Annotated in this window: 20 protein-coding genes; 11 read left to right on the top strand and 9 right to left on the bottom strand. The window is 66.6% G+C overall.

Going from position 1 to position 21,656, the window contains the following annotated elements; genetic code table 11:
- Positions 1–5: 5 nt before the first annotated feature.
- Genes nuoL through B0B01_RS02490 form a run of 6 tightly spaced genes read left to right on the top strand, consistent with a single transcriptional unit; the run spans position 6 to position 8,283 of the window.
- Positions 6–2,012, top strand: a complete 2,007-nt coding sequence (nuoL, locus tag B0B01_RS02515; RefSeq protein WP_076646997.1) for an NADH-quinone oxidoreductase subunit L — start codon at positions 6–8, stop codon at positions 2,010–2,012.
- Positions 2,013–3,554 carry an NADH-quinone oxidoreductase subunit M gene (locus tag B0B01_RS02510; protein WP_076646994.1) on the top strand — a complete coding sequence of 514 codons (1,542 nt, stop codon included), beginning with the start codon at positions 2,013–2,015 and terminating at the stop codon, positions 3,552–3,554. It begins immediately after the preceding gene.
- 13 nt (positions 3,555–3,567) lie between these two features.
- Entirely contained in the window at positions 3,568–5,016 is a 1,449-nt protein-coding gene (nuoN, locus tag B0B01_RS02505) for an NADH-quinone oxidoreductase subunit NuoN (protein ID WP_234967689.1), read from the top strand.
- A gap of 45 nt (positions 5,017–5,061) precedes the next feature.
- Positions 5,062–5,823, top strand: a complete 762-nt coding sequence (locus tag B0B01_RS02500; protein ID WP_076646992.1) for a biotin--[acetyl-CoA-carboxylase] ligase — start codon at positions 5,062–5,064, stop codon at positions 5,821–5,823.
- Positions 5,824–5,836: 13 nt separating this feature from the next.
- Positions 5,837–6,619, top strand: a complete 783-nt coding sequence (locus B0B01_RS02495) for a type III pantothenate kinase (protein ID WP_076646990.1) — start codon at positions 5,837–5,839, stop codon at positions 6,617–6,619.
- Entirely contained in the window at positions 6,616–8,283 is a 1,668-nt protein-coding gene (locus B0B01_RS02490; protein ID WP_076646988.1) for a ribonuclease J, read from the top strand. The genes B0B01_RS02495 and B0B01_RS02490 overlap by 4 nt, the downstream gene beginning before the upstream one ends.
- Before the next feature lie 108 nt (positions 8,284–8,391).
- On the opposite strand, the gene B0B01_RS02485 is transcribed toward B0B01_RS02490, so the two are convergent.
- The 4 genes from B0B01_RS02485 to B0B01_RS02470 all read right to left on the bottom strand — a co-directional run bounded on the left by B0B01_RS02485 (position 8,392) and on the right by B0B01_RS02470 (position 13,778).
- Entirely contained in the window at positions 8,392–9,921 is a 1,530-nt protein-coding gene (locus B0B01_RS02485) for a DEAD/DEAH box helicase (RefSeq protein ID WP_076646986.1), read from the bottom strand.
- 200 nt (positions 9,922–10,121) lie between these two features.
- Positions 10,122–11,030: a glycosyltransferase family 2 protein gene (locus B0B01_RS02480; RefSeq protein ID WP_234967688.1), complete on the bottom strand. Its 909-nt coding sequence runs from the start codon at positions 11,028–11,030 to the stop codon at positions 10,122–10,124.
- Positions 11,031–11,074: 44 nt separating this feature from the next.
- The gene (locus tag B0B01_RS02475; RefSeq protein ID WP_076646984.1) at positions 11,075–12,685 is read right to left on the bottom strand and encodes a peptide chain release factor 3; all 1,611 of its coding nucleotides are present in this window, start codon (positions 12,683–12,685) and stop codon (positions 11,075–11,077) included.
- Positions 12,686–12,767: 82 nt separating this feature from the next.
- Positions 12,768–13,778, bottom strand: coding sequence for a Hint domain-containing protein (locus B0B01_RS02470; RefSeq protein WP_076646982.1), 1,011 nt, complete (start codon positions 13,776–13,778; stop codon positions 12,768–12,770).
- A gap of 113 nt (positions 13,779–13,891) precedes the next feature.
- On the opposite strand from B0B01_RS02470, the gene B0B01_RS02465 reads away from it, so the two are divergent.
- A complete protein-coding gene (locus B0B01_RS02465) occupies positions 13,892–14,671 on the top strand; it encodes an SDR family oxidoreductase (protein ID WP_076646979.1) in 780 nt (259 codons plus the stop codon).
- Between the two features lie 36 nt (positions 14,672–14,707).
- On the opposite strand, the gene B0B01_RS02460 is transcribed toward B0B01_RS02465, so the two are convergent.
- Positions 14,708–15,355 carry a helix-turn-helix transcriptional regulator gene (locus B0B01_RS02460; RefSeq protein ID WP_076646977.1) on the bottom strand — a complete coding sequence of 216 codons (648 nt, stop codon included), beginning with the start codon at positions 15,353–15,355 and terminating at the stop codon, positions 14,708–14,710.
- A gap of 207 nt (positions 15,356–15,562) precedes the next feature.
- On the opposite strand from B0B01_RS02460, the gene B0B01_RS02455 reads away from it, so the two are divergent.
- From B0B01_RS02455 to B0B01_RS02440, 4 genes are read left to right on the top strand one after another with little or no spacing between them, the layout of a single operon-like run.
- Positions 15,563–15,781 carry a twin-arginine translocase TatA/TatE family subunit gene (locus B0B01_RS02455; protein ID WP_076646975.1) on the top strand — a complete coding sequence of 73 codons (219 nt, stop codon included), beginning with the start codon at positions 15,563–15,565 and terminating at the stop codon, positions 15,779–15,781.
- A 6-nt stretch (positions 15,782–15,787) separates the two neighbouring features.
- Complete coding sequence (tatB, locus tag B0B01_RS12875; RefSeq protein ID WP_083945996.1) at positions 15,788–16,294, top strand: Sec-independent protein translocase protein TatB; 507 nt, start codon at positions 15,788–15,790, stop codon at positions 16,292–16,294.
- On the top strand, positions 16,272–17,306 hold the full coding sequence (gene tatC / locus B0B01_RS02445) for a twin-arginine translocase subunit TatC (RefSeq protein WP_076646973.1): 1,035 nt from the start codon (positions 16,272–16,274) through the stop codon (positions 17,304–17,306). The genes tatB and tatC overlap by 23 nt, the downstream gene beginning before the upstream one ends.
- Positions 17,254–18,141: an ATP-binding protein gene (locus B0B01_RS02440; RefSeq protein ID WP_234967767.1), complete on the top strand. Its 888-nt coding sequence runs from the start codon at positions 17,254–17,256 to the stop codon at positions 18,139–18,141. Before tatC ends, B0B01_RS02440 begins: the two co-directional genes overlap by 53 nt.
- 23 nt (positions 18,142–18,164) lie before the next feature.
- Here the strand turns inward: B0B01_RS02440 and B0B01_RS02435 are convergent, their stop codons facing one another.
- The 4 genes from B0B01_RS02435 to B0B01_RS02420 all read right to left on the bottom strand — a co-directional run bounded on the left by B0B01_RS02435 (position 18,165) and on the right by B0B01_RS02420 (position 21,637).
- Positions 18,165–19,322 (bottom strand): LysM peptidoglycan-binding domain-containing protein, encoded by a 1,158-nt coding sequence (locus B0B01_RS02435; RefSeq protein ID WP_076650003.1) that lies wholly within the window; start codon positions 19,320–19,322, stop codon positions 18,165–18,167.
- 64 nt (positions 19,323–19,386) lie between these two features.
- Entirely contained in the window at positions 19,387–20,049 is a 663-nt protein-coding gene (locus B0B01_RS02430) for a protein-L-isoaspartate(D-aspartate) O-methyltransferase (RefSeq protein WP_076646968.1), read from the bottom strand.
- A complete protein-coding gene (surE, locus tag B0B01_RS02425; protein WP_076650002.1) occupies positions 20,046–20,828 on the bottom strand; it encodes a 5'/3'-nucleotidase SurE in 783 nt (260 codons plus the stop codon). Before surE ends, B0B01_RS02430 begins: the two co-directional genes overlap by 4 nt.
- 143 nt (positions 20,829–20,971) lie before the next feature.
- Entirely contained in the window at positions 20,972–21,637 is a 666-nt protein-coding gene (locus tag B0B01_RS02420) for an SDR family NAD(P)-dependent oxidoreductase (protein WP_076646966.1), read from the bottom strand.
- Between the last annotated feature and the right edge of the window lie 19 nt (positions 21,638–21,656).

Genomic DNA, 21,656 nt, shown 5'->3' with positions numbered 1-21,656 from the left:
CAGACATGGAAACCATCATTCTCCTCGCCCCGCTCGTCGGGGCCATCATCTGCGGCTTCGGCTGGAAGCTGATCGGCGAGACGGCGGCGCTCTGGGTCGCGACCGCGCTCCTGTTCCTGGTCGCCGTCCTGTCGTGGGTGGTGTTCCTCGGCTATGACGGCACCCCCGAAAAGATCGAGATCCTGCGCCTGATCGAAAGCGGCAGTCTCAGCACCGAATGGGCGATCCGGCTCGACCGGATGACCGCGATCATGCTGGTGGTGATCACCACGGTGTCGAGCCTCGTGCATCTTTATTCCTTCGGCTACATGGCCGACGATCCCCAGTGGAAGGAAGGCGAGGTCTACAAGCCGCGCTTCTTTGCCTATCTGTCGTTCTTCACCTTCGCGATGCTGCTGCTGGTGACCGCCGACAACCTCATCCAGCTGTTCTTCGGCTGGGAGGGCGTGGGGCTCGCCTCCTATCTGCTGATCGGGTTCTACTACCGCAAGCCGAGCGCCAATGCCGCGGCGATGAAAGCCTTCATCGTCAACCGGGTCGGCGATTTCTGTTTCCTGCTGGCGATGTTCGCGATCTTCTTCCTGGTGGACAGCATCCGCTTCGACGACATCTTCGCCGCCGCGCCGGAGCTTGCCGAAACGCAGCTGACCTTCCTCTGGGGCGAGTGGAGCGCCGCGAACATCGTCGCGCTGCTGCTGTTCATCGGCGCCATGGGCAAATCGGCGCAACTGTTCCTGCACACCTGGCTGCCCGACGCGATGGAGGGCCCGACTCCGGTTTCGGCGCTCATTCACGCGGCCACCATGGTCACGGCGGGGGTGTTCCTCGTCTCGCGCATGTCGCCCTTGATGGAGCAGGCGCCGCAGGCCATGGCATTCGTCACCGTCATCGGCGCGCTCACCGCCTTCGTCGCGGCGACGATCGGGCTCGTGCAGACCGACATCAAGCGGGTGATCGCCTATTCGACCTGTTCGCAGCTTGGCTACATGTTCGTGGCCGCCGGCGTCGGGATGTATTCGGCGGCGATGTTCCACCTGTTCACCCATGCCTTCTTCAAGGCGCTGCTGTTCCTTGGCGCGGGTTCGGTCATCACCGCCATGCACCACGAACAGGACATGATGCATTACGGCGGATTGCGGAAGAAGATCCCGCTGACCTTCTGGGCGATGATGATGGGAACGCTGGCCATCACCGGGGTCGGCATTCCGCTCACCACGATCGGCTTTGCCGGGTTCCAGTCCAAGGATGCGATCATCGAGAGCGCCTGGGCCGCCGGTTCCGGTCACGGCTTCTGGCTGCTGGTGGTGGCGGCGGCGCTCACGAGCTTCTATTCGTGGCGGCTGATCTTCCTCACCTTCTTCGGCAAGCCGCGCGGCAATGCCGAAACCCACGCCCATGCCAAGGAAAGCCCGCTGACCATGCTGATCCCGCTCGGGGTTCTGTCGCTCGGCGCGGTCTTTGCCGGCATGATCTGGCAGGGGGATTTCTTTGGCCATGCCGATCAGGTCGCGGCCTTCTACAGCATTCCGCTTGACGGCCATGCCTTTGGCGGCGCGCCGGGGGCGGGGGCGCTTTACTTCGGACCCGAAAACCAGATCCTCGAAACCGCCCATGCCGCCCCGGCCTGGGTCAAGGCATCGCCCTTCATCGCCATGCTGGCGGGGCTGCTGTTCGCGATCTGGTTCTACATCCTCAGCCCCTCGATCCCGGGGCGCCTCGCGGAGAACCAGCGCCCGCTTTATCTGTTCCTCAAGAACAAGTGGTATTTCGACGAAATCTACAACGCGATCATCGTGCGGCCCGTCGTCGGCATCGGCCGGCTGTTCTGGAAGCGCGGCGACGGCAACGTGATCGACGGGTTCCTGAACGGCGTGGCCATGGGAATCGTGCCCTTCTTCACCCGGCTCGCCGGGCGGATGCAGTCGGGCTTCATCTTTACCTATGCGTTCTGGATGGTGCTCGGGATCGTTCTGCTTGTCACCTGGATGACCCTTGGCTGGGGAGTGAAATAAATGGATAATATCCTCTCCATCGTCACCTTTCTGCCGACGGTCGCGGCGATCATCCTTGCCGTGTTCCTGCGCGGCAACGACGAGGCCGCGAACCGCAATGCGCGGTGGGTGGCGCTGTTCGCCTCGGTGGTGACATTCGTCCTGTCGCTTTTCATCCTGTTCGGCTTCGACCCCGCCGAGACCGGGTTCCAGTTCGTCGAACAGTACGAGTGGCTGCTCGGGATGCAGTACAAGATGGGGGTGGACGGAATCAGCGTGCTTTTCGTCATGCTGACCACCTTCCTGATGCCGCTCACCATCCTGGCGAGCTGGAACGTCACTGCCCGCGTCAAGGAATACATGATCGCGTTCCTCGTGCTCGAGACGCTGCTGATCGGGGTCTTTGCGGCGCTCGACCTGATCCTGTTCTACCTGTTCTTCGAGGGCGGGCTCGTGCCGATGTTCCTGATCATCGGCATCTGGGGCGGCAGGAACCGCATCTATGCCTCGTTCAAGTTCTTCCTCTACACCTTCTTCGGCTCGGTGCTGATGCTGGTGGCGCTGGTGGTGATGATCGCCGATGCGGGCACGACCGACATCGAGCAGCTGATGCTGCACCAGTTCGCGAGCGAAAGCTTCACGGTGCTCGGGATTCCGGTGATCGGCGGGGTGCAGACGTTGCTGTTCCTGGCCTTCTTCGCCAGTTTCGCGGTCAAGCTGCCGATGTGGCCGGTGCATACCTGGCTGCCCGATGCCCACGTCGAGGCGCCGACCGCCGGGTCGGTCGTGCTGGCCGCGATCCTGCTCAAGCTCGGCGGCTACGGCTTCCTGCGCTTCTCGCTGCCGATGTTCCCGATCGGGAGCGACGTGCTCGGGCCCTTCATGATCTGGCTCGGCGCCATCGCGGTGGTCTATACCTCGCTCGTGGCGCTGGTGCAGACCGACATGAAAAAGCTGATCGCCTATACCTCGGTCGCGCATATGGGCTTTGTCACCGTGGGGATCTTCGTCGCCAACCAGCAGGGGATCGACGGGGCCATGTTCCAGATGCTGAGCCACGGCTTCATCTCGGCGGCGCTGTTCCTGATCGTCGGCGTGCTTTACGACCGCATGCATACGCGCGAAATCGCCGCCTATGGCGGGCTCGCGATCCGCATGCCCGCCTTTGCGCTGGTGTTCATGCTGTTCACCATGGCCAACCTCGGCCTGCCGGGGACGAGCGGTTTCGTCGGCGAGTTCCTGACCATGGCCGGCGCGTTCCAGGTCAACACCTGGGTGGCCTTCTTCGGGATCAGCGGCGTCATCTTCAGCGCGGGATATGCGCTGGTGCTGTATCGGGGCGTCGTCTTCGGCGATCTGGTCAAGGAAGGGCTCAAGACCATCCGCGACCTGTCGGCCCGCGAACGGCTGATCTTTGCGCCGCTGGTGGTGGTGACGCTCGTGCTCGGGATCTATCCGTCGCTGGTCATCGACATCATCGGCACGAGCACCGCCGCTTTGGTCGCCAATCACGAAACTGCGCTGAACGCGGCTGCGGCCGCCACCCAGCACGCCTCGAACTGAGGGAGCCCCGAGAATGGACATGTCGATTGAGGCCGATCTCCTCACGCTTCTGCCCGAGATCATCCTGGCGCTCTTTGCCATGGCGGCGCTGCTCGGCGGCGTCTTTACCGGGCGCGACCGGGTGGCGGTGCCGCTGACGTGGCTGACCGGCATCGTCATGGCGGTGATCGCGGTCTGGATCATCGTTTACGGCGCGGGCGGGCGCACCGCCTTCGGCGGCGCCTTCATCGAGGACGGCTTCTCGCGCTTTGCCAAGGTCGGGATCCTGCTGTCGGCCGGGGTGGTGCTGGTGATGAGCCAGGACTACATGCAGAAACGCGGCCTGCTGCGGTTCGAATTCCCGATCCTGGTCACCTTCTCCGCCATCGGGATGATGATGATGGTGAGCGCGGGCGATCTCATCGTGCTCTACATGGGGCTCGAGCTGCAGTCGCTGTCGCTTTACATCATCGCCTCGCTGCGCCGTGACAGCGTGAAATCGACCGAGGCCGGGCTCAAGTATTTCGTTCTGGGCGCGCTCAGTTCGGGGATGCTGCTTTACGGGGCCTCGCTGGTCTATGGCTATTCCGGCACCACGCTGTTCAGCGGCATCATCCAGACCGCGATCCATGGCGAGGTCTCGGTGGCGCTGCTGTTCGGGATGATCTTCCTGATCTCCGGTCTGGCGTTCAAGGTCAGCGCGGTGCCCTTCCACATGTGGACGCCCGATGTCTACGAGGGCTCTCCGACGCCGGTCACGACCTATTTCGCCACCGCGCCCAAGCTCGCGGCGATCTGCCTGTTCGCGCGGCTGCTGTTCGATGCCTTCGGCAATGCGGTCGCCGACTGGCAACTGGTGATCGCCTACCTGTCGCTGTTCTCGATGTTCCTGGGGTCGATCGGCGGGATCGGGCAGTGGGATTTCAAGCGTCTCATGGCCTATTCCTCGATCGCGCACATGGGCTTTGCCTTGATGGGGCTGGCGGGGGGTGACGAATTCGCGGTGCAGGCCATGCTGATCTACATGGCGATCTACCTCGTCATGAGCGTCGGCACCTTCGCCTTCATCCTGATGATGGAGCGCGACGGTGCGCCCATGACCGACATCCGGGCGCTGAACATGTATGCAAAGCGCGAGCCGGGCAAGGCGCTGGCGCTGCTCATGCTGCTGTTCAGCCTGGCCGGCGTGCCGCCGTTCCTCGGCTTCTTCGGCAAGCTTTACGTGCTGCGCGCCGCCTATGAGGGGGGGCTGGTCTGGCTGGCCATCGCCGGGGTGATCGCCTCGGTCATCGCGGCCTATTATTACCTGCGCATCGTCTTCTACATGTATTTCGGCGAAGAGGGCGAAACCGTCGACACCCCGGCCTCGCCCGCGCTGTGGAGCGCGCTGATGATCTCGGCGGCGGTGATGCTGCTTGGCATCGTCAACATGTTCGGGGTGGAGACCGCGGCAGCGGCAGCGGCAGCGTTCCTTGTCAACTGACCGGGAACATCGCGCGGCCGCGGCGCGGAGCGGGCGCGGCGGCGCATGAATGACGGCGCCATCTGGCCCGCGGATTACGATCTGCGCCGTCTGGACGAGGTCGACTCGACCCTGGACGAGGCCGCGCGGATCGCGCCCGGGCTCGAGCGCCCGACCTGGATCATGGCGCATCGCCAGTTGCAGGGGCGCGCGCGCCGGGGCCGGCAATGGACCGACCCGGAGGGCAACCTCGCCTCGACCCTGGTGCTTTTCCCGCGAGGATCGCTTGCGGAAGCCGGTCTGCGCAGCTTTGTCGCCGCCCTGGCGCTGCGCGATGCGCTTGCGGCCGTGATCGGCGGCGAAGGCCGGGCGGAGCTCGCGCTGAAATGGCCCAATGACGTGCTGCTGAACGGCGGAAAGCTTGCTGGCATTCTGCTGGAAAGCGCCGGGAACGGGCAGGGGGATGTGCGCCACCTCGCGGTCGGGATCGGGGTCAATCTGGTCGCGGCCCCGTCAGTGGTCGAAGACGGTGCGCTGCGTCCGGTATCCCTGCTTGGCGAGACGGGCGTGCATATCGCGCCCGAAACCTTCCTCGTGCATCTCGCGGCGGCTTTCGCGCGGCGAGAGGCACAGTTCCGGGCCGGGGGATTTGCAGCGATCCGTGCGGACTGGCTGGCCCATGCGACGCGGATTGGCGAGGAAATCACCGCGAAACGCGGGAAGGTCATGACCAGCGGCATTTTCCGCACCATTGATGACGCGGGGAACCTGGTGCTGGAGACCCGGGCCGGAGAGATCTCCATTCCCGCGGCCGAAGTGTTCTTCTGAAAGGCCATGCCCGATGTTGCTGGCGATTGATTGCGGAAACACCAACACCGTATTCGCGGTATGGGACGGCGAGCGCATCATCTGCACCATGCGCACATCGACCCATCATGCGCGCACGGCGGATGCCTATTTCACCTGGTTCTCGACCCTGCTGCGCCATTACGGCATCGAGCCCGACATCACCGAGGTGATCATTTCCTCGACCGTGCCGCGCGTGGTCTATAACCTGCGGGTGTTCTCCGACCGTTTCTTCGGCGTCCGGCCGATGGTGGTCGGCAAGCCCGAATGCCGCCTGCCGCAGCCGCCCCGGGTCGATGCCGGCACGCTGATCGGTCCCGACCGGCTGGTGAATGCCGCGGGCGCCCATGACCGCCACGGGGGCAATCTGATCGTGGTCGATTTCGGCACCGCCACCACCTTTGACGTGGTGGATGGCGACGGCGCCTATGTCGGCGGCTCGATCGCGCCGGGCGTGAACCTCAGCCTCGAGGCGCTGCACATGGCCGCGGCGGCGCTGCCGCATGTGGACATCACCCTGCCGGAAAAGGTGGTCGGCACGAATACCATCGCCTGCATGCAGTCGGGAATCTTCTGGGGCTATGTGGGGCTCGTGCGCGAGATCTGCGACCGCATCAAGGCCGAACGGGAGCAGCCCATGAAGGTGATCGCCACCGGCGGGCTCGCCCCGCTGCTGCAACAGGGGGAACGACTGTTCGATGCCCTCGAAGAGGATCTGACCATGCACGGGCTGATCGTCATCCACAAGTTCAACCAGGGAAGTTCCGTGACATCATGAGCCGAGAAAGACTGATTTACATGCCGCTGGGCGGCGCCGGGGAAATCGGCATGAATGCCTATGTCTATGGCTATGGTGCCCCCGGGGCGGAGCGGCTGATCCTGGTCGATCTGGGCGTCACCTTCCCCGAGATGGACGGCACGCCGGGGGTCGACCTGATCATGCCCGACATGAGCTGGCTGATCGAGCGCAAGGACCGGCTTGAAGCGGTGTTCATCACCCATGCGCATGAGGATCACGTGGGGGGGCTTGCGCATTTCGCCCATGCGCTCGGCGCGCCGGTTCATGCGCGCGCCTTCACCGCCAACATCGCGCGCGGCAAACTGGCCGAATACGGGCTCGCGCCCGAGATCGTGCAGGTCGCCGGTCCCTGGCCGCAGATGATCACTGCCGGTCCGTTTTCGGTGGCCTTCCTGCCGGTGTCGCATTCGATTCCGGAAAGCGCCGGGCTCGTGATCGACAGCCCGGCCGGGCGGGTGGTGCACAGCGGCGATTTCAAGATCGACCCGACCCCGATCGTCGGCGAAGCGTTCGATCCCGCGCTCTGGGCCGAGGTCGCCCGCGGCGGGGTGAGGGCGCTGGTCTGCGACAGCACGAACGTGTTCTCGCCCGAACCCGGGCGGTCCGAGGCCGGGCTTGCCACCGAGATCGAGGCGCTTGTCGCCGGTGCGGGGGGCATGGTGATCGCGACGACCTTCGCCAGCAACGTTGCGCGCCTCAAGACCCTGGCCGAGGCGGGCAGCCGCGCGGGGCGTTCGATCGTGCTTTTCGGCCGCGCCATGCGCCGGATGATCGAAGCGGCGGTCGAAACCGGGGTGCTGACCGAGTTTCCCCCGACCATCAGCGCCGAAGAGGCGCTCGAACTGCCGCGCGAACAGGTGATGCTGCTTGCGACCGGCAGCCAGGGTGAACGCCGCGCCGCGAGCGCCCAACTGGCCCGCGGCAAGTACCGCGGCATCACGCTGGAGGAGGGCGACCTGTTCCTGTTCTCGTCGCGCACCATCCCGGGCAATGAACGCGACGTGATCCGCATCATGAACGGTTTGAGCGAAAAGGGGGTCGAGGTCGTCGATGACGATTCCGGGCGCTACCACGTGAGCGGCCATGCGAACCGCCCGGATCTTGAGCGCGTGCATCAGATCGTGCAGCCGGGGATCGTGATTCCCATGCACGGCGAGCACCGCCACCTGCGCGAACATGTGCGGCTGGCCGAGGCCGGGGGCTTTGCCGCCGCGCTTGCGGTGAACGGCACCATGCTCGAACTGGGCGAGGGCGGCGCGAAAACCGTCGATTACGTGGAAACCGGGCGCAGCTATCTGGACGGTTCGGTGCTGATCGGCGCGCTTGACGGGGTGGTCCGCGACCGCATCCGCATGGCGCTGAACGGGCATGTGACGCTGACCCTGATCCTGGACGAGCGCGATGCGATGCTCGGGGATCCCTGGTGCGAGACCATGGGGCTTGCCGATGCCGGCATCAGCCGCAAGCCGCTGGTCGAGGTGCTCGAGGCCGAGATCGCGCGCCAGGTCGCCCGTGCCGACCGCAAGATCCTCGCGGATGACGACGGGCTGCGCGACATGCTGCAGCGGCACCTGCGTCAGAAGGCGCAAAACGAGATCGGCAAGAAACCCGAAGTGACCGTGATCATCAGCCGGATGCGTTAAGCGGCGAGCCGCAGGGGCATGGCCTGTCCGGGCAAAGGGCAGGTCGCGCGCCGCGATACATGGCCGGGCCCGGTTTGCACCGGGCCGCCGCCTGTCATGTCAGTGCTGTCAGTGGGCGCGCCGCTCTTCGAGGCTGAGCGCGATGAAGCTTGGCAGGTGATCGCCCATCCCGACAACGGCCGCATGCTGCGAATTCCGCTCTCCGCCCTTCGCCGAGCCCTGCTTGCGCTCGTGCCGTTCGCCCTGTTTCTGGGGCTGGGTTTTCTCGGCCGCCGCCTGCCGGCTGTCCCGGGACTGGCCGCGGCTGTCCTTTTTCGCCTCGCCCTTTTCGGCTTTTGCGGCCTTTTCGGGTGCGGCGGGCTCTGCTGCAGGGGCAGGTTTCGGGCCCGCATCGCCTGATGCCGTCTCGGCCCCGGCCTTGTCGCCCTTCGCCTTTTGCCCTTTTGCCGTGTCCCCTTTAGCCGTGTCGGCCGCGGGTTCCGGGCTGCGCAGCGGATTGTCGATCCGCGGGATCTCTTTCTGCACCAGAGATTCGATTGCCGCGAGGTTCTTTTCGTCGCGGCTCGCGCAGATCATAATCGCGACCCCGTCGCGCCCGGCGCGGCCGGTGCGGCCGATGCGGTGCACGTAATCCTCGGCATGGCCTGGCACGTCGTAGTTGAACACATGGCTCACCGCCGGCACGTCGAGCCCGCGCGCGGCCACGTCGGAGGCGACCAGAAAGCGCAGTTGGCCGGCGCGGAAAGCGTCCAGCGTGCGGGTGCGGTGGCTCTGGTCGAGGTCGCCATGGATCGCCGCGGCATCGAGACCGTATTTCTTCATCGACCGGGCCACGATGTCCACGTCGCTCTTGCGGTTGCAGAAGATGATCGCGTTGCTGCAGGCGTCACCTTCGGCGGCGATCAGTTCGCGCAGCAGGCGACGCTTTTCGCTGCCTTCGCGGTCCTTGCGCGAGGGTTTGAACATCACCACGCCCTGGCGGATGTTTTCCGCCGTGGTGGCCTGACGGGCGACCTCGATGCGGAACGGGTTGGACAGGAAGGTGTTGGTGATGCGCTCGATCTCGGGCGCCATGGTGGCCGAGAAGAACAGCGTCTGCCGGGTCAGGGGGTTGGTCAGGCCGAAGATTTTCTCGATATCGGGAATGAAACCCATGTCGAGCATCCGGTCGGCCTCGTCCACCACCATGACCTTGACGTCCGAGAGGATCAGCTTGCCCCGCTCGAAATGGTCAAGCAGCCGCCCGGGCGTCGCGATCAGCACGTCAACGCCCTTGTCGATCAGCCGGTCCTGTTCGGAAAAGCTCACGCCGCCGATCAGCAGAGCCTTGGAAAGATTGGTGTATTTCGTATAGGTGTCGAAGTTTTCCGCAACCTGCGCGGCAAGTTCCCGCGTCGGGCAAAGCACCAGGCTGCGCGGCATCCGCGCCCGTGCACGCCCGCGCGCCAGGAGCGTGATCATCGGCAGGGTAAAGCTTGCCGTCTTGCCGGTGCCGGTCTGGGCGATGCCGAGCACGTCGCGCCCCTCGAGCGCCGGGGGGATCGCGCCGGCCTGGATCGGCGTGGGCGATTCGTATCCGGCTTCTTCGATGGCTTTCAGGACCTTGGGGCCCAGATTCAGATCAGAGAATTTTGTCATTTATATCCGCGTCTTGCGGACACTTCACTGGCCCGCGCATCAGGTGGGAACCGCCGCCGGCCGACCCCACGCCATTCGTGTCGCCCGGTGCATCCCGGCCTCTTAACAAGAAGCCGGGCGGCGGTCAAACCCGGCGCGTGAAACGCGGCCCCGGACAGACCGGGCCGCATGATCCGCAGTGCCGTCTTTTGCCGCCCGGATCAAGCGAAATCCGGGAAATGCCGCCGTCGCTTGTCCGCAAGCCCCAGCTCGCGGATGCGCAGCAGCCCCGCCTTGTCGAGCGCATGGCGCAGGCGCGGCGTATCAGCGCAGATCTCGTCGAAGAACCCGCGCAGGCCGGCCTCTCCGCCCTGTGCCTCGATCTCCTGCAGGAGCTCGTGCAGTGTGCGCCCGCCCTGTTCGCGCGGCCGGGTCGGGGCAAGCTCGGCCCGGTAGGCGCCTTTCTCCAGCCGGTAGCGATAGGCGGCGATCCATTCCGGCCAGTCGGTGACATGGCGGTGGCAAAGCTCTACCGCATCAAATTCGATCCCGCCGGGGTTCATCGCCCCTGCCTGGCGGAAGTTGTGAATCCGGAACTCGACCCCCGAAAGCCCCGTGCGCGCGATCAGCTTGCCCGCGACGTGGCTGAGAAACCCGGCCCGCACCTCCTGCCCGTAACGGGGATAAAGGGAGCGGAGCACCCGCGCGCGCCCCGCCGTGGCGGGCATGGCCTTGAAGGCGTTACCAAGGCCCGCAAGCGCCTCGACCGGGCGCAGCCGCGTGCAGAGCGTGTCGCTGTCCAGCGTTCCGAGGAGCCGCGCCATCCCGGCCCCGTTCACCGGCCAGAGGAACTCATCCACGTCGATATGGGCAAGCCAGTCGAGATCATCGGCAAGCCCGTAAACATGGGTGGCGTTCGCGCTCTGGCGCACCTGATGCTTGCGCGGGCGCTGGATGCCGAGCCGCTGCCAGTGGGCCCGGTCGCAGTCATGCACCCGCAGCGCCGGATGGCTGAGCAATGCCGCGCGGATTCGCGGATCGGGCTCGTCAAGGCAGACATGGATGCGATGCGCGCCAAGGTCGAGGTGATAGGCCGCGAAATCGAGCACCTGCCCGAGCGGCGCCTTCACCGTGGCGACGATGCCCCAGCGGGGCAGGGCTGCGGGCGCGGTGCTCAGGGCGTCTGCATCTCCTTGGTGGCGGCAAGCGCGATCTCGGGACAGTCCCGCACCACCCGGTCGATATCCCATTGCAGGCGCGTGAGGTAAACCACGTCGCCGTCATGGTCGTGGGCGATGTGCTGCCTGTTCGACTCGACGAACCTGTCGAGCGCGCGACGCTCGCCGCTGGCCCAGCGGGCCGAGGTGAACTGGGTCGGTTCGAACCGCACCGGCAGCCCGTATTCCAGCCCGATCCGGCTTGCCAGCACCTCGAACTGAAGCTGCCCGACCACGCCGACGATATATCCCGAGCCGATCAGCGGCTTGAACACCTTGGCCGCGCCTTCCTCGGCGAACTGCATCAGCGCCTTTTCAAGGTGCTTGGACTTGAGCGGGTCATTCGCGCGCACGCTTTGCAGCAACTCGGGCGCGAAAGAGGGGATGCCGGTCACGCGCAGCGCCTCGCCCTCGGTCAGCGTGTCGCCGATGCGCAACTGACCGTGGTTCGGAATGCCGATGATGTCGCCGGCCCAGGCCTCTTCGGCCAGTTCGCGGTCGGCGGCGAGAAACAGCACCGGGCTGGCCACGGTCATCGTCTTGCCGCTGCGCACATGTGTCAGTTTCATGCCGCGCGCGAAATGGCCCGAGGCGAGGCGGACAAAGGCCACCCGGTCGCGGTGACGCGGATCCATGTTCGCCTGAACCTTGAACACGAAGCCGGAAACCTTTGGTTCTTCGGGCGAAATCTGCCTCGGCTCGGCCGATTGGGGCTGCGGCTCGGGGGCGTAGGTGCTGACACCTTCCATCAATTCGCGCACCCCGAAGGAATTGATCGCCGAGCCGAACCAGATCGGGGTCATGTGCCCCTCGAGCACCGCCTGCGGGTCGAGCACCGGCAGCAGCCCGCGGGCAAGCTCCACCTCTTCGCGCAGCTTCTCCAGCAGATGTGCCGGGATGTGGCGGTCAAGCTCCGGGTCGTCCAGCCCCTCGACGCGGATCGACGTCGCCACGCGGTTGCGGTCCGCCCGGTCCATGAGGTCGAGCCGGTCGTGCAGCATGTCGTAACAGCCAAGGAAATCGCGCCCCATGCCGATCGGCCAGCTTGCCGGGGTGACGTCGATGGCCAGGTTTTCCTGAATCTCGTCGATGATTTCGAAGGTGTCGCGGGATTCGCGGTCCATCTTGTTGCAGAAGGTCAGGATCGGCAGGTCGCGCAGGCGGCAGACCTCGAACAGCTTCTGCGTCTGGCTCTCGACCCCCTTTGCGCCGTCGATCACCATGACCGCCGCATCGACCGCGGTGAGGGTGCGATAGGTGTCTTCCGAAAAATCCGCGTGTCCCGGCGTGTCCACGAGGTTGAACCGGAATTCACCGAAATCGAAGGACATGGCCGAGGCCGAGACCGAGATGCCGCGGTCCTTTTCCATCTGCATGAAATCCGATCGCGTGCGCCGCGCCTCGCCCTTGGCGCGCACCTGTCCGGCCATCTGGATCGCGCCGCCGTACAGCAGGAATTTTTCCGTCAGCGTGGTCTTGCCGGCGTCCGGGTGGCTGATGATGGCAAATGTGCGCCGCCGCGCGATTTCGGCGGGCAGGTCGGGGCGGTTGGGGATGGTGTCACGCATGGGCGGGCTTTAGCCGTTGGCGGGGAAGGCGGCAAGCGGGCTCGTGCCCGCCGGGCCGGATCGCTGTGCGCATGGCGCGGGTTCAGATCAGCGAGGCACGGCGCAGCCGCTCAAGGCTTCCGGGCGCGCCGAGCATGGTTTCCGGCACTTCGAAGCCGTGAAAGGCGCCTTCGCCATGACCTGCCGGATCCGGCCCCAGCCGGTCGAGCAGCGCCGCCGGCAGCGCTGCGCGGATATCCGGTGCGACCCGGAGCGATTCGGCGGCGATCCCCTCGGCATAGATCAGGTGATGCCGGTCGAAGAGCAACTGGAAATAATCCACGAAACCGCCGGGCTGCACGGTCACGCTGGTGCCGTTCACAAGGTGGCGCGCCCGCAGCAGCAGCCCCGGCGTGCCGGCGCCGATGTGATCGTCGCGCTGATAGACGAACAACCGGTGATCGGGGCCAAGCACAAGATCGTTCGTGTTGTTGAGCGCCCCGGCCGTGATGCGGATCGGCGCCAGCGCCCCCACCGCGCGCAGGGTGCTTTGCCCGATCCAGCGCAGCGGCCGGGGCCCGTGATCGCGGGTCAGCACCATGTCGCCGATGCGCAGATCCTCGATCCTGACCTGCCGCCCCGACCCGAGCGTGATATGGGTGCCGCGCGCGAATGAGGTCATGGCGCTGCCGGCGAAAAGCCGCGCCGCCCCGGCGCGGTCAACCGCGACCAGCGCATATCCGGTTTCGGTGGCGAGGGGGGTAAAGCTCAGCAGATAGGTCTCGGCGACAAAGCCCGCATTGTCGAGTTCCACCAGCAGAATTGCCTCGGCCCGTTCGCCGCTGCGCGCCATGAGCGTCACCGCGCAGTCGAGATGCAGCATTGCTCCGGCACCGCCCGCTTCGGAACCGGGTGCCACCGAAAGCCGGCCGGCCGCGTCGGTATCAATGGACAGACGCTCGCGGGAGGCATCGGGTGACAGCATGTATATGTCGTCGGCAACCAGATCGCGCATCGGCGCGATCGCATCACCCATGTTGGCACCAAGCACCACGCGGAACCAGCGGGAGCGGTAAACCTGAACAGTCTGGACACAACAACTGGAACTCGTCATGCGCTTGCACGCCCGATTGCACTGCGGCAGGTTAGGCCGCGCCGGCGGGGCGGTCAATTCGATGCCGCCCGCGCGCCGGAATGCAACGGGACCGAACCGGGAAGGAGCGGGGGATGGATCTGGGTATCGCAGGCAGGCGGGCGCTCGTCTGCGCAAGCAGCCGTGGCCTCGGGCTCGGCTGCGCCGAGGCGCTGGCGGCGGCGGGCGTCGATCTGGTGATGAACGCGCGGGGCGCCGAGGCGCTCGAAACGGCGGCGCAGGCGATTCGCGACCGATATGGCGTGGCCGTGACCACCGTTGCCGCCGATATCGCCACCGGGGCCGGGCAGGACCAGGCGATCGAGGCGGCGGCGGGGGCGGACATCCTCGTCACCAACGCCGGCGGGCCGCCGCCCGGGCTCTGGTCGGACTGGGGGCGCGACGACTTCATCGCCGCGCTGGATGCGAACATGCTGGCGCCGATCGCGCTCATGCGCGCGCTCATGCCGGGGATGATCGAGCGCGGCTGGGGCCGGGTCGTGAACATCACCAGCCAGTCGGTGCGCGCCCCGATCCCGGCGCTCGGGCTCAGCAATTCGGCGCGCACGGGGCTGACCGGCTATGTCGCCGGCACCGCGCGGCAGGTGGCGCGCCAGGGGGTGATCGTGAACAACCTCCTGCCCGGCATCCACGACACCGCCCGCGCCGCGGCGCTTGACGAGAACGTGGCGCGCAGCGACGGCTGCACCATTGCCGAGGCCCGCGCGGCGCGCGAGGACACGATTCCGGTCGGACGCTACGGCACCACGGCCGAATTCGGTGCCGCCTGCGCCTTTCTGTGTTCGCAGCACGCGGGCTATATCGTCGGGCAGAACATCCTTGCCGATGGCGGGGCGACCAACCTGACCATGTGATCAAGTGTCCATGCGATCGGCGCGCGGGGCTGCGCCTCAGGGCCGGTCGCGCAGCCGCTTGCCCGGTTCATCGACGAACAGGCCGGGGAGGGCGGTCACCGCTTCGATCAGGTCGAGGCGGAGGTCGCGGAAGGCCCCGTCCTCTTCGCTCCAGACCGTGAGCATCCAGATCCGCCCCACGTGGTCGAGCCGCAGCGGGCGCACGGTGAGCGTGCCGCCCGCCAGCCCGAGCCGCAGTTTCTGGCGCCCGCGGATCGCGTTGCGGATGAGCGGCATCTGCGACAGGCCCCGCGCGATCCCGAGCCGGGGCGCAAATTCGGCCGTCCAGGCGGCTTCCTGCGGCAGCGGCTCGGCCGGGAGCGCGGCATCGAGCCGCCCGGCCAGCGCGAGCGCCGCGCCCCGCAATCCCGGATCGGGGCTTTCGGCGACGATGGCGATGCCGAGCTGGAGCGCCTCGAACTCGTCCGGTGCGAGCGAAAGGGGCGGGATCAGGATCTCCTCGCGCAGCCGGTAGCCGACGCCGCGTTTGCCCTCGACCGGCACGCCGGCCTCGGCAAGGCGGTCGATATAGCGATAGAGCGTGCGTTGCGACACCCCGAGGTGATGCGCGAGATCCTCGGCGCGGTGCAGGCCGCCCCCGCGCAGGATCCGCAGCAGATCGAAAAGACGCTGGCTTTGGCTCATGGCGCCATTCTGGCATGTCTCGGGGTCCGGGTCGAGACATACTGTCAAAAACATGTCAGTTGAACATTCGGCCCATGCCGCGGGCGCTGTTTCCACAGTCGGGGGCGGCACCCGGGCGCTTGCGCATCTTCCCGTGCGCGCCGGCTCTGCCTAGAACAGGAGCAGACAGGGCGCCGCTGGAGCGCCCGGCTTCGCAAGGAGAAGGACATGCTCAACAACATCGGTCTTCCGGGCCTCCTGCTGATCGCGATCGTGGTTCTGGTGCTGTTCGGGCGCGGCAAGATCAGCTCGATCATGGGTGAGGTCGGCAAGGGCATCACCTCGTTCAAGAAGGGCGTCAACGAGGGCCAGAACGAGCTTGAGAACGAGCGCGCGGCCAATGCCCGCGACGTCACCGAGACTGCCGCCGACAAGGACAAGGTCTGATCCGCCATGTTCGATCTGGGCTGGAGCGAGCTGCTTCTGATCGGAATCGTGGCGCTGATCGTGGTCGGTCCCAAGGATCTGCCGGTCCTGTTCCGCAACGTGGGACGGTTCATCGGCAAGGCCAAGGGGATGGCGCGCGAGTTCACCAATGCCATGAACGAGGCGGCGGATGAATCCGGCCTGCGCGATGTCAGCAAGAGCCTCAAGACCGCGACCAACCCGCTCGGCTCGGCGCTGGACGAACTGAAGGGGGCGGCGCGCGACATGACGCGCGGATTCGACGGGCAGGCCGATGATGCACCGCCGATCACCCCCCGTAACAAGGCACCCGAGGACAAGGTGGAACGGATGCCGGCGGCGGCGGAACCGGATACCGGCGCGGCAACGGATACGTCATCCGCGCCGAAGGCATCCGCCCCGGGCGGGGTTGCGGAAAACCTGCCGACGGCTATGCCGGCGGAAACGGACGGGACGGAACAGGCGGGCAGACATGAGCCAGGCGGACGAGATTGACGAAACCAGCGCGCCGCTGATCGAGCATCTGGCCGAGCTGCGCACGCGGCTTATCCATGCGGTCGTGGCCTTTATCATCGCCATGGTGATCTGTTTCACCGTGGCGACGCCGATCTTCAATTTCCTGACCGATCCGCTGTGCAAGGAGCTCGCGAATCGCGGGCAGGACTGCGACCTGATCTTCATCTCGCCGCAGGAAGGCTTCTTCGTCGCGATCAAGGTCTCGCTGCTTGGCGGGCTGATGCTGTCCTTTCCCTATATCGCGCTGCAGATGTGGCGTTTCGTGGCGCCGGGGCTCTACAAGTCCGAAAAGGGGGCGTTCATGCCCTTCCTGATCGCCTCGCCCTTCATGTTTCTGGCGGGGGCGGCCTTTGCCTTCTACGTCATCACGCCGATGGCCTACAGTTTCTTCCTGAGCTTCCAGCAGTTCGGTGCCCATGGCGAGGCGGTCCCCGACGGCACCGTGCCGCTCAGCGTGGTGTTCCAGGGTTCGGCGCAGGAATATCTGAACCTCACCATCAAGTTCATCGTCGCCTTCGGCCTGTGCTTTCAACTGCCGGTCCTGCTCACGCTCATGGGCAAGGCCGGGCTGGTCAGTTCCGAAGCGCTGGCCGGCGTGCGCAAATATGCGATGGTCGGCATTCTCGTGCTGGCCGCATTGGTGACGCCGCCCGATGTGATCAGCCAGGTGGTTCTTTTCGTGGTGGTTTACGGGCTTTATGAAGTCTCGATCCTGCTGGTGGCCCGGACCGAGCGCAAGCGCGAGCAGGAATTCGAGGCCGAGGACCACCTGGACGAGGGGCTGCCGGTCGTGTCCGAAACCACGCCCCCCGCCGGGCGAGAGGCGCCGGCCGCTGCCGATGACTTCACCGACGACCTCACCGACGACCTGCTTGACGATCACGAGCCCGAGGAGGATGACGGCAGGGACGGCAACGAAAGCGGTGGCGGCGATGACGATGGCGACAACGGCGACGGCAACGACGGAAATGGTGACAAGGGCGGGCGGTGACGCATTGGAGCGGATCGCCGGGGCGCTGGAGCGGATCGCTCCGGCGCCGCTCCCGGCGCCCGATCTCGACGCCGCCGCGGCCTTCGTCTGGCATGTGGATCCCGACCGGCTGCAGCCTGTGGCGCAGGTCAACCGGATCCCGCTCGACCTGCTGGTGGGTATCGACCGCTCGCGCGATACGCTGATCGCCAACACGCGCCGGTTTGCCGAAGGGTTCAGCGCCAACAACGCGCTGCTCTGGGGTGCGCGCGGCATGGGAAAATCAAGCCTCGTCAAGGCGATCCATGCCGAAGTTCACAAGGATCACCCGTCGCTCAAGCTGGTCGAGCTGCTGCGCGAGGATCTGCCCAGCGTCGGGCGGCTGCTTTCGCTTCTGCGCGGCTCCGGCCAGCGGTTCCTGCTGTTCTGCGACGACCTGTCCTTCAGCCACGACGATGAACATTACAAGTCGCTGAAGGCCGTGCTGGACGGCGGCATCGAGGGGCGGCCCGAAAACGTGCTGTTCTACGCCACCTCGAACCGGCGCCACCTGATGCCGCGCGACATGATCGAGAACGAACGTTCAAGCGCGATCAATCCCTCCGAGGCGGTCGAGGAAAAGATTTCGCTTTCGGACCGTTTCGGCCTCTGGCTTGGTTTCCACCCCTGCAGCCAGGACGAATATCTTGCCATGGTCGGCCGTTACTGCGCCGCCTATGGTGTCGAGGTCGACCCCGAGATTCTGCGCGCCGAGGCAATCGAATGGGCGGCGACACGCGGTGCGCGCTCCGGGCGCGTGGCCTGGCAGTTTTTCACCGACCTTGCGGCGCGGCACGGCGTGGCGGTCAGGGGCTGACGCCCGCGGCCGGCCGCGCCGGCCTATTCCAGATAGGGCATCGGATCGACGCTGTCGAAACCGTTGCGCACCTCGAAGTGAACGTAGGAATTGTCGCCGCCGCGCAGCTGCGCGATCTGCTGCCCGCGCTTCACCGAATCGCCTTTCTGGACCTTGATCTGCTCGACATTGGCATAGACCGTCAGCAGGCTGTCGGGGTGACGCACGACGATGATCGGCACCTGGTCGGCGCTCGAGGTGATCGCGGCCACGGTGCCATCGGCGGCGGCATGGACCGGATCGCCCGAAGCGCCGGCGATGTCGATGCCGTCGTTGCGCCCCTTGGAATAGGCGCGCGCGATCTTTCCCTTGACGGGATAATCCATGCGGCTGCTGCTGCTCGTGCTGAGGGTCGGTTCCGGAACCTTGATTGCCGGCGCCTCGGGCTCGGGCTTGTCCTCGGGCAAGGGCTTGGAGGAACTCGGGGGCGTGGGGGTCGGCGACCCTTCGCCGGGCCGCGTCGAGGACGGCGTGCTGTCGGGCTGCGGCGCGGTGCCGGCCTCGGGGATCAGCAGGACCTGCCCCTCGCGCACCGCGAAATCCGAGCCGAGCCCGTTCCATTCCGCCAGCGCCTTGACCGGGATCCCGTAAAGCCGGGCGATGGTATAGGCGGTCTCGCCCCGGGCGACCTTGTGGCGCGCGGGTTCGGCCCCCTCGGCCGCCGCGGGGGCCGGGGCGGCGCTCGGCGCGGGGTCGAGCGGCGAGGTGATGACCGACGACCGCGGCGCGGCGCTGTCGATCGCGCTGCCCGCGAGCGAGGCGATGTCGGTGCCGCCGGACTGGCCCGAGCTTTCGGCAACGCGCCGCGGCAGGGCGATGATCTCGCCACCGCGCAGCTTCACGTTCGGGTCGATCCCGTTATAGCGCGCAAGCTCGTCCGCCGGGATGCCGACCCGGCCGGCGATCGCCGCCACCGTGTCGTTCTGCTGTGCGACCGCGACCTGGTAATTGGGATAGGAAATCACCCCGCGGCTGTCGGCGGCCGGGCGCGAGGCGATGGATTGCGCGGCTTCCGCGGTGGAAAACTGGCCGGTATGCCCGCGCAGGTCGATGTCGAACGGATTGCCTCCGCAACCCGCCATGAGCGCCAATGCCGCCACACCGAGCCCGAAGCCCGTCACTCTCGCCACCGGAAAATCCATGCTCGCCATCCCTCGCTTGCCTGTTGCGCCACCGTCTCGTGCCGGACGATTTCGGCCTGCCTGCCTATCCATTTCTGGCCAGCCCTTCCAGAAGGGGCACGAAACGCACCGGGAGCAGTTCGTCATATTCGAATCCGTCCTCGGTCCGCCGCACCCGGATCAGCGTCTGCACCGCGTCGGACTGGCCGACCGGGACCACCATGATACCGCCGATCTTCAGTTGCGCCAAGAGCGGGCCCGGCGGATCTTCGGCGGCGGCGGTGACGATGATGCGATCAAAGGGCGCCTGCTCGGGCAGCCCGTGCGAGCCGTCGCCGGTGATCGCGGTGATATTGGTAAGGTCCAGCGCCTCGAACAGTTCGCGCGCCTCGCGCACGAGCCGGGGATGGCGGTCGATGGAATAGACCCGCCGCGCCAGCTTGGCGAGCACCGCCGCCTGATAGCCGCTCCCGGTTCCGACCTCGAGCACCTTGTCCCGCGCGCTCACCTGCAATGCCTGCGTCATCAGCCCCACCACCGAAGGCTGGCTGATGGTCTGGCCGCAGGCGATGGGCAGCGGCATGTCCTCATAGGCGCGCCCGGCGAAAAGACCGCGCACGAAGGGCCCCCGGTCCACCCGCTCCATGGCGTCGAGAACGCGGGCGTCGGTCACCCCGCGCGAGCGCAGCGCATAAAGAAACTGCATGCGCGTCTCGGGCGTGGGATCGGGGCGCGGCTCCGGGCTCATTCGATCACCCTCAGCGCCTCGAGCGCGTCATGGGCGGTCAGGTCCGCGCGCATTGGCGTGATCGAAACATAGCCCTCGAGGTTCACCGTCGCATCGCTCCCCCCCGCGGCCGGGCGATGCTGGTCGGTGCCGCGGATCCACAGGAACCGCCGCCCCGAGGGCGAGGAATAGGGCTCGACCCCATAGGTGGTGCCTGGGCGGGCGCCCTGGCGGGCGACCCGCATGCCCTTGACTTCGGCCGCGGGCAGGGGCGGGAAATTCACGTTGTAGAACAATCCGTAATCCATCCCGTTCGGCACATCTGCAGAAAGAATCCGGCGGATCACATCGACCCCGAACCGGGCCGCCGTCTCGAAGGGATCGGCCAGCGAACGGTTGCGCGGCCCGAGATACTGCGACAGCGCAATCGCCGGAACCCCCTGCAGCGCCGCCTCCATGGCCCCGCCGAGCGTGCCGGAATACAGCACGTTCTCTGCCGAGTTGTTCCCCCGGTTCACCCCCGAAAGCACGAGGTCCGGGGGCGCATCCTTCATCACGTCGTGAAGCGCCGCAAGCACGCAATCGGCCGGGCTGCCCTCGGCGGCGAAACGGCGCTCGCCCATCTCGGCGATCATCATCGGTCTTGTATAGCTGATGCTGTGCGCCACGCCCGACTGCTCGAACGCCGGCGCGACGGTCCAGACCTCGCCCCGCTCGCCGGCGAGCCCGGCCGCGATCGCGGCCAGCACCTCGAGGCCGGGCGCGTTGATGCCGTCGTCATTGGTGATCAATATGCGCATGTCAGCAAGAACCGCCGCCGTTTTGCGGCCCTTGATAGACGGGCCCCGGTTCGGGAACAAGGCGCAGGTGCTTCTTCTGGCCGGAAATATCCCCGCCGGAGGCATGGCCCGCGGAGGCGGGCCATTGCGGGCTCATTCGGGGCTCAGAGGCCGAGTTCCGCCAGGATCCGCCGCGCCTCCTCGGCGGGATCGGCCAGAGCCGAGCGGTCCTCGCCGGGAAAGAAGGTCGCGCGCAGGGCGCTGCGCATGGGGCGGGGCGCGGCGATCACCACGTCCGGGCCGGTGCGGCGGGATTCCTCGGCCCAGCTTTGCGCCATCGCCATCTGCGCCGCCTTGCTCGCGCCGTAGGCCCCGAAGAACTTCTGCCCCGCGCGATCGTCGGCAAGGAAGACCGCCCGCCCGTCGCGCCCAAGCAGCGGCGTGAGATAGGCAATCAGCGTCGCCGTGGCGCCGGCGTTCACCTTCAGCGACTTTTCCCACTGGCGGGCGTCGATATGGGGCACCGGGCCGAGCGGGGCGGTATGGATCGCCGCATGACACCAGAGATCGACCTTGCCCCAGCGGTCGTGAATGCTGCGGCAGAGCGCGGCCATGGCCTTGGCATCGGCGATATCCATGGGCGCGAGCGTGGCGCTGCCGCCACGCGCCTTGATGCGGTCGTCGAGTTCCTCGAGCCCCCCGGTGGTGCGGGCGACCGCCACCACATGGAACGCGGGTGCGAGCGCTTCGGCCAGGGCCGCCCCGAGCCCGCGCGAAGCGCCGGTGACAAGGGCAATCCTGCCGTTTTCGGTTCTGTCTTCATCTGCCATGGGGCGGGTGTGGCTGCTT

This window comes from Pontibaca methylaminivorans (genome assembly GCF_900156525.1).
Lineage (GTDB): Bacteria > Pseudomonadota > Alphaproteobacteria > Rhodobacterales > Rhodobacteraceae > Pontibaca > Pontibaca methylaminivorans.
This window is presented reverse-complemented; position numbering and strand designations above follow the sequence as displayed.

What these genes read in the sequence shown, in the direction of transcription:
- nuoL (WP_076646997.1), top strand. Translation starts at nt 6, where the DNA reads ATGGAAACCATCATTCTCCTCGCCCCGCTCGTCGGGGCCATCATCTGC.
- B0B01_RS02510 (WP_076646994.1), top strand. Translation starts at nt 2,013, where the DNA reads ATGGATAATATCCTCTCCATCGTCACCTTTCTGCCGACGGTCGCGGCG.
- nuoN (WP_234967689.1), top strand. Translation starts at nt 3,568, where the DNA reads ATGGACATGTCGATTGAGGCCGATCTCCTCACGCTTCTGCCCGAGATC.
- B0B01_RS02500 (WP_076646992.1), top strand. Translation starts at nt 5,062, where the DNA reads ATGAATGACGGCGCCATCTGGCCCGCGGATTACGATCTGCGCCGTCTG.
- B0B01_RS02495 (WP_076646990.1), top strand. Translation starts at nt 5,837, where the DNA reads ATGTTGCTGGCGATTGATTGCGGAAACACCAACACCGTATTCGCGGTA.
- B0B01_RS02490 (WP_076646988.1), top strand. Translation starts at nt 6,616, where the DNA reads ATGAGCCGAGAAAGACTGATTTACATGCCGCTGGGCGGCGCCGGGGAA.
- B0B01_RS02485 (WP_076646986.1), bottom strand. Translation starts at nt 9,921, where the DNA reads ATGACAAAATTCTCTGATCTGAATCTGGGCCCCAAGGTCCTGAAAGCC.
- B0B01_RS02475 (WP_076646984.1), bottom strand. Translation starts at nt 12,685, where the DNA reads ATGCGTGACACCATCCCCAACCGCCCCGACCTGCCCGCCGAAATCGCG.
- B0B01_RS02470 (WP_076646982.1), bottom strand. Translation starts at nt 13,778, where the DNA reads ATGACGAGTTCCAGTTGTTGTGTCCAGACTGTTCAGGTTTACCGCTCC.
- B0B01_RS02465 (WP_076646979.1), top strand. Translation starts at nt 13,892, where the DNA reads ATGGATCTGGGTATCGCAGGCAGGCGGGCGCTCGTCTGCGCAAGCAGC.
- B0B01_RS02460 (WP_076646977.1), bottom strand. Translation starts at nt 15,355, where the DNA reads ATGAGCCAAAGCCAGCGTCTTTTCGATCTGCTGCGGATCCTGCGCGGG.
- B0B01_RS02455 (WP_076646975.1), top strand. Translation starts at nt 15,563, where the DNA reads ATGCTCAACAACATCGGTCTTCCGGGCCTCCTGCTGATCGCGATCGTG.
- tatB (WP_083945996.1), top strand. Translation starts at nt 15,788, where the DNA reads ATGTTCGATCTGGGCTGGAGCGAGCTGCTTCTGATCGGAATCGTGGCG.
- tatC (WP_076646973.1), top strand. Translation starts at nt 16,272, where the DNA reads ATGAGCCAGGCGGACGAGATTGACGAAACCAGCGCGCCGCTGATCGAG.
- B0B01_RS02440 (WP_234967767.1), top strand. Translation starts at nt 17,254, where the DNA reads ATGGCGACAACGGCGACGGCAACGACGGAAATGGTGACAAGGGCGGGC.
- B0B01_RS02435 (WP_076650003.1), bottom strand. Translation starts at nt 19,322, where the DNA reads ATGGATTTTCCGGTGGCGAGAGTGACGGGCTTCGGGCTCGGTGTGGCG.
- B0B01_RS02430 (WP_076646968.1), bottom strand. Translation starts at nt 20,049, where the DNA reads ATGAGCCCGGAGCCGCGCCCCGATCCCACGCCCGAGACGCGCATGCAG.
- surE (WP_076650002.1), bottom strand. Translation starts at nt 20,828, where the DNA reads ATGCGCATATTGATCACCAATGACGACGGCATCAACGCGCCCGGCCTC.
- B0B01_RS02420 (WP_076646966.1), bottom strand. Translation starts at nt 21,637, where the DNA reads ATGGCAGATGAAGACAGAACCGAAAACGGCAGGATTGCCCTTGTCACC.